Raw genomic sequence first — 7,073 nt, 5'->3', positions numbered from 1 at the left:
CTGTGCGCGGAGTGCACGCTGGCCGGCCAGCTGCGGCTGTCCGGCGGGGGCCGGCTGGTGGCGCTCGCCTGCCGCAGCGGCGCCGGTGAGCTGTTGATGCCGTGCGGCCGGTGCCGGCAGGTGATCTACGAGCTGGGCGGCCCGGAGTGCCTTGTGGACACTCCGGGCGGCCCGCTGCCGATGACCGAGGTGCTGGTGTTCGCGTTCGGACCTGAGGATCTGCCATGAGCACTCGTGAACCCATGTCCGCCGTCGATGTCATCCGCGCCAAGCGGGACCGCGGCCGGTTGTCCGACGAGCAGATCGACTGGGTGGTCGACGCCTACACCCGCGGGGTGGTCGCCGACGAGCAGATGTCTGCGCTGGCCATGGCGATCTTCCTCAACGGCATGGACGCCGCGGAGACCGCCCGGTGGACCGCCGCCATGGTCGACTCCGGGGAGACGCTCGCGCTCAAGTCCGGCCGGCCGACCGTGGACAAGCACTCCACCGGCGGGGTCGGTGACAAGATCACGCTGCCGCTGGCGCCGCTGGTCGCCGCGTGCGGGGCGGCGGTGCCGCAGCTGTCCGGGCGGGGGCTCGGGCACACCGGCGGCACGCTGGACAAGCTGGAGTCGATCCCGGGCTGGCGGGCCCGGCTGTCCACCGAGGAGATCGTCCACCAACTCGACACGGTGGGGGCGGTGGTGTGCGCCCCGACCGAGGGGCTCGCGCCGGCCGACCGCAAGCTCTACGCGCTGCGCGACGTGACGGCCACGGTGGAGTCGATCCCGCTGATCGCCAGCTCGATCATGAGCAAGAAGATCGCCGAGGGGGCCGACGCCCTGGTGCTGGACGTGAAGACCGGCTCCGGCGCGTTCATGCGCACGCTGGCCGACTCGCGGGCGCTGGCCTCGGCGCTGGTCGAGATCGGCGTGCAGCGCGGCTTGCGGATCTCGGCGCTGATCACCGAGATGTCGGTGCCGCTGGGCCGGGCGGTGGGCAACGCGGTGGAGGTCGCCGAGTCGGTCGAGGTGCTGCGCGGCGGTGGGCCGGAAGACGTGGTCGAGCTGACCCTGGCCCTGGCCCGGGAGATGCTGTCGCTGGCCGGGCTGTCGGTCGACCCGGCCCCGGTGCTCGCCTCCGGGCAGGCCTACGAGACCTGGTGCCGCATGATCGCGGCCCAGGGCGGCGACCCGGACGCCCCGCTGCCGAAGCCCGCCCATGTGCACATGGTTCCGGCGCCCGAGGACGGCACCCTGACCCGCCTGGACGCCTACGGGGTCGGGGTGGCCGCGTGGCGGCTCGGCGCCGGCCGGGCCCGCAAGGAGGATCCGGTGCAGGCCGCCGCCGGCATCATCTGCCACGCCAAGCCCGGCGACACCGTGCGGGCCGGTGAGCCGCTGCTCGAACTGCACACCGACACCCCGGACGCCGTCCCGGCCGCGCTGGACGCCCTGGACGGCGCGTTCGCCGTCTCCGGCGCCGCCGCCGGGCCGGCCCCGCTGGTGCACGAGACGATCCGCGGTTAGCGCGAGCTGAAAACGCCCTCCCGGCCGGGGGCCGGGAGGGCGCATTCGCTGGGCTATGACGTGGTCTTTCCGCCTGACCGCGTAGTCGCCCGACGCTAGTTCTCGGTGATCTCCGGCTCCTCGCCGGACTCCTCCGGGGTGCGGCCGTTCTTGGGCTTGGTGGTCCGCCTGCGGGTGCTCTGCCGGGGCAGCGTGGTCGGCGGGCGCATCTGCGGGCCGGCGCCACCCATCATCAGCTCGGCGAAGGTGGCCATCGCCTCGTCCAGGTGACCGCCGATCCGGCGCACCGAGTCCTCGTTGCTCTTCTGCACCATCGAGGCCAGCGCGTCGCGGTCCGGGCGGTGCGCCAGGGTGCCCTCGACCTTGCTCAGCGCCTGGTCGATGTTGCCGCCGAGCTCGCTGAACCTGGCCGTGAACCCGTCCTCGACCGTGTCCAGCCGCGTGGTCAGCTCGTCCAGCCGGCCGGTCACCTGCTCCAGCCGCTTGGCCAGGGCCTCCAGCCGCTCGGTGCCGTCGACGGTGTTGCGGGTGTCGTCCAGCGCGCTCTGCAGCGCGTTGCGGGTGTCGTCCAGCGAGCCCTGCAGCGCCTTGCCGGTCTCGTCCAGGGAGCCCTGCAACGCCGTGCGGGTCTCGTCGACCTTGGCCTGGATGACCTTCGCCGACTCGTTCGCCGTCCGGGTGGCCGCCTCGCTGGCCTCGTCGACCCGGCCGCGCAGGTTGGTCTCGGCCTGCTCGATGCGCTCGCGCACCGGGCCGTGCACCGCGCTGGGCAGCATGTCCAGCTTGCCGTCCTGCTTGTCCAGGTGGCCGTCCAACTCGTCGAGCCGGCGGTGGATGTTGGACAGCTTGTCCTCGAGGCCGTCCATCCGGCCCGCGACGCCCTCGAACCGTCCGGCCACCCCGTCCAGACGGCCGTCGAGCTGCGCGAACGGCGTGGCGAGCTTGTCGACGATGGCCTCGATCGCGCGGCCGAGGGCGGCGATCGCGCCGTCCTGCGCGTCGAGCTTGGCGATGGCCGCGTCGAGCCGCTCGGCCAGGGCGCCGGTCTCGGACCGGTCGGGCATCTCGGACAGCCGCTTGCGGACCGAGCCGATGGACTCCAGCGGGGCGAGCCGCGCGTGGATCTCGTCGAGTGCGTCGAAGATCTGCTGTTGTTCGCTCTCACGGATCTCGGCCGCGCGCGTCAGCATGTTGCGCATACGGTCGAAGGAGACCGTTGAGTTGTTGTTCTCGTTCACGGGGCTGGCCTTCGTCCTGGGGAGGAGGAGAATCGACGCAGGGGAGCCTAGCCAGTTCCAGAACGCATCCATACGCCACCCGTTGCTGCGCCGCCGTTCCGCAATGGTCCGGCTGGTCCATGCGGACTATCGGGACTGATCCGGTCGTCCCGCCGGCCGACACCATACGTGATCGACTGATTACCTGATCAGGGCGGATCCGGTGCCGAGTACCGTTGCCGCATGTCGACGACGAACCCCAGGCCGGTGACCCCGGAGGCTGTCCGAACCGCGCCGAAAGTGCTACTGCACGATCACTTGGACGGGGGCCTTCGGCCACAGACCGTAGTCGAACTTGCCGAGGCGGGCGGTTACCGCGACCTGCCCACGACCGACGTCGCCGCGCTGGGGCAGTGGTTCCGGGAGTCGGCGGACTCCGGGTCGCTGGTGCGCTACCTGGAGACGTTCGCGCACACCGTCGGCGTCATGCAGAACACCGACGCGCTGGTCCGGGTGGCCGCCGAGTGCGCGCAGGACCTGGCCGCCGACGGCGTGGTGTATGCCGAGGTCCGGTACGCGCCCGAGTTGTTCACCGAGGGCGGCCTGCGCCTCGACGAGATCGTCGAGGCCGTGCAGGAGGGGTTCCGGGTCGGCGCCGAACGGGCCGCGGCGGCCGGTCACCGGATCCGGATCGGCACGCTGCTGTGCGCGATGCGGCAGAATGCGCGCTCGCTGGAGATCGCCGAACTGGCCGTGCGCTACCGCGACTCAGAGGTCGTCGGCTTCGACATCGCCGGCCCCGAGGCGGGGTTCCCGCCCACCCGGAACCTGGACGCGTTCGAGTACCTGCGTCAGCAGAACGCGCACTTCACCATCCACGCCGGCGAGGCGTTCGGGCTGCCGTCCATCTGGGAGGCCCTCCAGCACTGCGGCGCCGAACGCCTCGGCCACGGCGTGCGCATCGTCGACGACATCAAGGTCGCCGACGACGGCACCATCCACCTCGGCCGCCTGGCGAGCTACGTCCGCGACCGGCGCATCCCGCTGGAGATGTGCCCGAGCTCCAACCTGCAGACCGGCGCCGCCGACCGGATCGAGAACCACCCCATCGGGCTGCTCACCAAGCTCCGCTTCCGGGTCACCGTCAACACGGACAACCGCCTGATGAGCGGCTGCACGGTCTCCAGCGAGATGTCCACCCTGGTCGACACCTTCGGCTACGACTGGGCCGACCTCCGCTGGTTCACCATCAACGCCATGAAGTCCGCCTTCATCGGCTTCGACGAACGCCTCAACATCATCGACACCATCATCAAGCCCGGCTACGCCGCCCTGATGGGCATCGCCACCCCCTAATCCGCGACCCCATCTGGAACCTTCGGGTGACGTTCGCGCCTGGACAGCAGTTACCTCAGGGGACCGTGACGGCAGCCAGCCACCATCCACCCGATGACCGCACTCTCCGCCGGAACGCAACCACCGCATCAAAAATTCCGGAGAGGCGGTGCTAGTGCGCGCGGAGCCGGTCCTCGAAGGCGCGGGCCAGCGCGCGCCAGGCGGTGACCTCGGCGTCGAAGGGCGGGCTGGGGGCGAGCCGGGTCGGGTCCGGCCGGAGGATGAAGGAGATCAGCCAGCCCAGGCTTTCCGACTGGGACAGCGCGGTGGCCACGGACTCGTCCTCGGCCCACTCGGCGGCGTCGGTGATCAGCTCGACGGCCAGGTCGAGCTGGACCGGGTCGACGGTGTCGGGGCCGCCGCCGAGGTCCTCGGCCAGGCCCTGGAGCACGTACGTGTTGTCCGGGTCGACCTTGATCTCCAGTGTGCCGTCGGTGGCCTTGGTGGTCACATCCTCCCAAGTGGACACCTCGGCGAGGTCGTTGTCCTCCTCGCCGGGCTGGGCCAGGAACTTGGCCAGGGCCCGGGGAGAGCTGAACACGTCGATCTGACCCTCGGAACCGAGGAAGATCGGCTCGTCGTCCAGGTAACACCGAAGGGTGTAGTAGTCCTCCCCCTCGGTCACGATCCGGATCGGGTCGATGCCCACCTCGGCCCAGAAGCCGAGCGGCTTGACCTCTTCCTCTTCCTCTTCCTCGTCGTCGGCCTCGATCTCGGCGTCCACATCGGACTCCACGTCGTCCTCATCGGACTCCTCGGTGTCGATCTCCTCGACATCCTCGGCGCCCAGGACGATCTCCGCCTCTTCGGACTCCGCCTTGAACGCGGCCAGCTCGTCGGTGGTCTGGTCCAGGGTGGCGGCGTCCACCTCGGGGATGCTCACCACCACGTCCAGCGCGTCGAGCACGTCGTCCCACCGCTCCGAGATCTTCTCGGCGAGGTCGGTCCACAGCCGCTCGCCCTCCCGGCCGGTGAACGGGTAGGTGCCCTGGGCCAGCATCTGGAAACCCTCCGAGGAGTCCAGCACCTCGTGCACCACGTCCAGCTCGCACACCTCGGCCAGTGACCGCACGATCGCCACGATGTCGGCCAGCTCGCCGACGGTCCAGGTGTCCGGCTCCTCCGCGACCAGCTCCGGCACCCCGACCAGGTCGTACTGGTGCGCCTCGTCCGGCATCAGCTCGGGCACCGACAGGCCGGGCACCACTTCCCAGGCCGGGTGATCGACCAGGTCGTGTTCGTCGACCGTCCGCACGAACGCGGCCAGGTGTGCCGCGTCGGGGAAGCCGTAGAGGTCATCCTCGTGTCCGAGGAACGCCTCCCATTCCTCACCGTCCTCCCGCCAGCGCGGAGCCCACAGCGTCACAAGATCGCCCTGGGGCAGCCCGAGCTCGATCGGAACGATGTCCTGAGCCATTGGAGGTCCTCCTGGTGAGCGCACCAAACGGGGGGAAGCCTACGGGGTAGCGATTCCCGGGGGGATCACCGGTCGGAGCGAAGACTGGCCGGGTCGAATGACAACGGGTCATCGGGGTCGTCGTCCCGCACGTCCGGCTCCGCCGCGACGGGTGGCGCAACCGCCGCGCGGGGCGCGGAGTCCCAGCCGGCGGCCCGGGCCGGCGACGGGCCGATCAGTTCCTCCAACTCGGCGGTGGCGTTGTCGCCCAGGATCAGGGCCACCTCGTTGAGGCAGCGCTGCCGGGCGTACTCGGTGGCCGTATGCGCCGCCTCGATCACCATCCGGGCCAGCTCCTTGCCGCCGAACGACATCGCCGCCGGATGCAGCACCAGCGCGCGCAGCTCGCCGCTGGCGTCGGTGGTCGCCTGCACCAGCCGGCGCTCGTCCAGCGCCACGGCCACCGTGTCCGCGACGATCCGGGGCAGCCGGGCGCTGGCCGCCCGGCGCTGCTCCGCCTGGGCAAGCAGCTCGTCCAGCGGCGGCTGCGGCGCGCTCACCGGGTTCTCCGGATCACTTCGGCCCAGTCCACGTCCTCGTCGGCGGGCGGGGCCGGCGTCAGGCCCAGCTCGGTCAGGCTGCGCGCGACCTCGGGCGAGACCACCTGCCGGATCGACGAGTGCAACCGGGCGCCGGCGTTGCGGGTCGCCTGCCGGGCCACCGCCACGATCTCGGCGGCCAGCTCCTCGGGTTTCATGGTGAACGCCGACGGCGCGAAGTCCAGGTCGACCAGCCGGCCACCGGGCTGCACCACCACGGTGACCGCGCCGGTGCGCGAGGACGCCCGCCCGGTGACCGCACCCCGGCGACCGATGTGCGCCGACACCCGCGCGCCGGTCTCCGCGATCTTGCGGTCGGCACGCTCGATGTCGGCGTCGAGGTGGTCGTCGTAACTGCTCATTGACCCTTGAAGTTACCCGTACCTCAGCCGGTCGGCCGGTAGAACCCCAGGAACGGCATGCCGATGTTGGAGGTTCGGATCGGGTTGATCTGCACCGGGTCGCCTGCCTCGATCATCTGCCCGTTGCCGACCACCATGGCCACGTGCCCGTCCCAGACCACCAGGTCGCCGGGTGCGAGCTGGCCCGGGTCCACCGACGCGCCCACGGCCTGCGCCGAGGAGTGCCGGGGCAGTTCGAGCCCGGCGTTGCCGTAGGCCCACGACGTGAGCCCGCTGCAGTCGGTGCCGGACGGCGGGTTCGACGCGCCCCACACGTACGGGGTGCCCAGCGCGGTCATGGCGTTGCGGACGGCCTGTGCGGCGATCTCGTTGGGCGCCTCGGCGGAGGAACCGTCCGGGAGGTTGACCCCGACGCCGGAGCCCGGCTGCACCGGAATCGCCGCCGGTAGCCGGGGACCGACCGCGGCACCGCCGCCACCCCCACCGCCGCCGCCGAAACCGCCGCCACCGCCACCGAAGCCGCCGCCCCCACCACCACCGCCACCGCCGTGGCCGGTCTGCGGCGCGGCGGATCCGGGCGCGGCCTGCCCGCC

8 protein-coding genes are annotated in these 7,073 nt (G+C 71.5%); 3 read left to right on the top strand and 5 right to left on the bottom strand.

Annotated features, from left to right (window positions below):
* On the top strand, positions 1 to 228 hold a 228-nt coding region (locus VFO68_RS22510), incomplete at its 5' end, for a cytidine deaminase (protein WP_325160343.1).
* Entirely contained in the window at positions 225 to 1,511 is a 1,287-nt protein-coding gene (locus VFO68_RS22505) for a thymidine phosphorylase (RefSeq protein ID WP_325160342.1), read from the top strand. The genes VFO68_RS22510 and VFO68_RS22505, both read left to right, overlap by 4 nt.
* A 95-nt stretch (positions 1,512 to 1,606) precedes the next feature.
* Here the strand turns inward: VFO68_RS22505 and VFO68_RS22500 are convergent, their stop codons facing one another.
* Positions 1,607 to 2,710 (bottom strand): PA containing protein, encoded by a 1,104-nt coding sequence (locus VFO68_RS22500; RefSeq protein WP_325160341.1) that lies wholly within the window; start codon positions 2,708 to 2,710, stop codon positions 1,607 to 1,609.
* Positions 2,711 to 2,971: 261 nt separating this feature from the next.
* Between VFO68_RS22500 and VFO68_RS22495 the strand changes: the two genes are divergently transcribed.
* Positions 2,972 to 4,084 (top strand): adenosine deaminase, encoded by a 1,113-nt coding sequence (locus VFO68_RS22495; protein WP_325160340.1) that lies wholly within the window; start codon positions 2,972 to 2,974, stop codon positions 4,082 to 4,084.
* Between the two features lie 151 nt (positions 4,085 to 4,235).
* Here the strand turns inward: VFO68_RS22495 and VFO68_RS22490 are convergent, their stop codons facing one another.
* The 4 genes from VFO68_RS22490 to VFO68_RS22475 form a co-directional block, all read right to left on the bottom strand.
* Positions 4,236 to 5,540, bottom strand: a complete 1,305-nt coding sequence (locus VFO68_RS22490) for a primosomal protein (RefSeq protein ID WP_325160339.1) — start codon at positions 5,538 to 5,540, stop codon at positions 4,236 to 4,238.
* 65 nt (positions 5,541 to 5,605) lie between these two features.
* Complete coding sequence (locus VFO68_RS22485) at positions 5,606 to 6,079, bottom strand: hypothetical protein (RefSeq protein ID WP_325160338.1); 474 nt, start codon at positions 6,077 to 6,079, stop codon at positions 5,606 to 5,608.
* A complete protein-coding gene (locus VFO68_RS22480) occupies positions 6,076 to 6,480 on the bottom strand; it encodes a YbaB/EbfC family nucleoid-associated protein (RefSeq protein ID WP_325160337.1) in 405 nt (134 codons plus the stop codon). Before VFO68_RS22480 ends, VFO68_RS22485 begins: the two co-directional genes overlap by 4 nt.
* A 23-nt stretch (positions 6,481 to 6,503) precedes the next feature.
* On the bottom strand, positions 6,504 to 7,073 hold a 570-nt coding region (locus VFO68_RS22475; RefSeq protein ID WP_325160336.1), incomplete at its 5' end, for a C40 family peptidase.

Source organism: Actinophytocola sp. (genome assembly GCF_035712165.1).
In the GTDB taxonomy this organism is placed as follows: domain Bacteria; phylum Actinomycetota; class Actinomycetes; order Mycobacteriales; family Pseudonocardiaceae; genus DASYTH01.
The sequence above is the reverse complement of the archived record's forward strand: the minus strand, read 5'-3'. Positions and strand labels throughout refer to the sequence as shown.

Bases quoted from the DNA above. Each gene is read 5' to 3' on its own strand.
- VFO68_RS22505 (WP_325160342.1), top strand. From the start codon at position 225: ATGAGCACTCGTGAACCCATGTCCGCCGTCGATGTCATCCGCGCCAAG.
- VFO68_RS22500 (WP_325160341.1), bottom strand. From the start codon at position 2,710: ATGCGCAACATGCTGACGCGCGCGGCCGAGATCCGTGAGAGCGAACAA.
- VFO68_RS22495 (WP_325160340.1), top strand. From the start codon at position 2,972: ATGTCGACGACGAACCCCAGGCCGGTGACCCCGGAGGCTGTCCGAACC.
- VFO68_RS22490 (WP_325160339.1), bottom strand. From the start codon at position 5,540: ATGGCTCAGGACATCGTTCCGATCGAGCTCGGGCTGCCCCAGGGCGAT.
- VFO68_RS22480 (WP_325160337.1), bottom strand. From the start codon at position 6,480: ATGAGCAGTTACGACGACCACCTCGACGCCGACATCGAGCGTGCCGAC.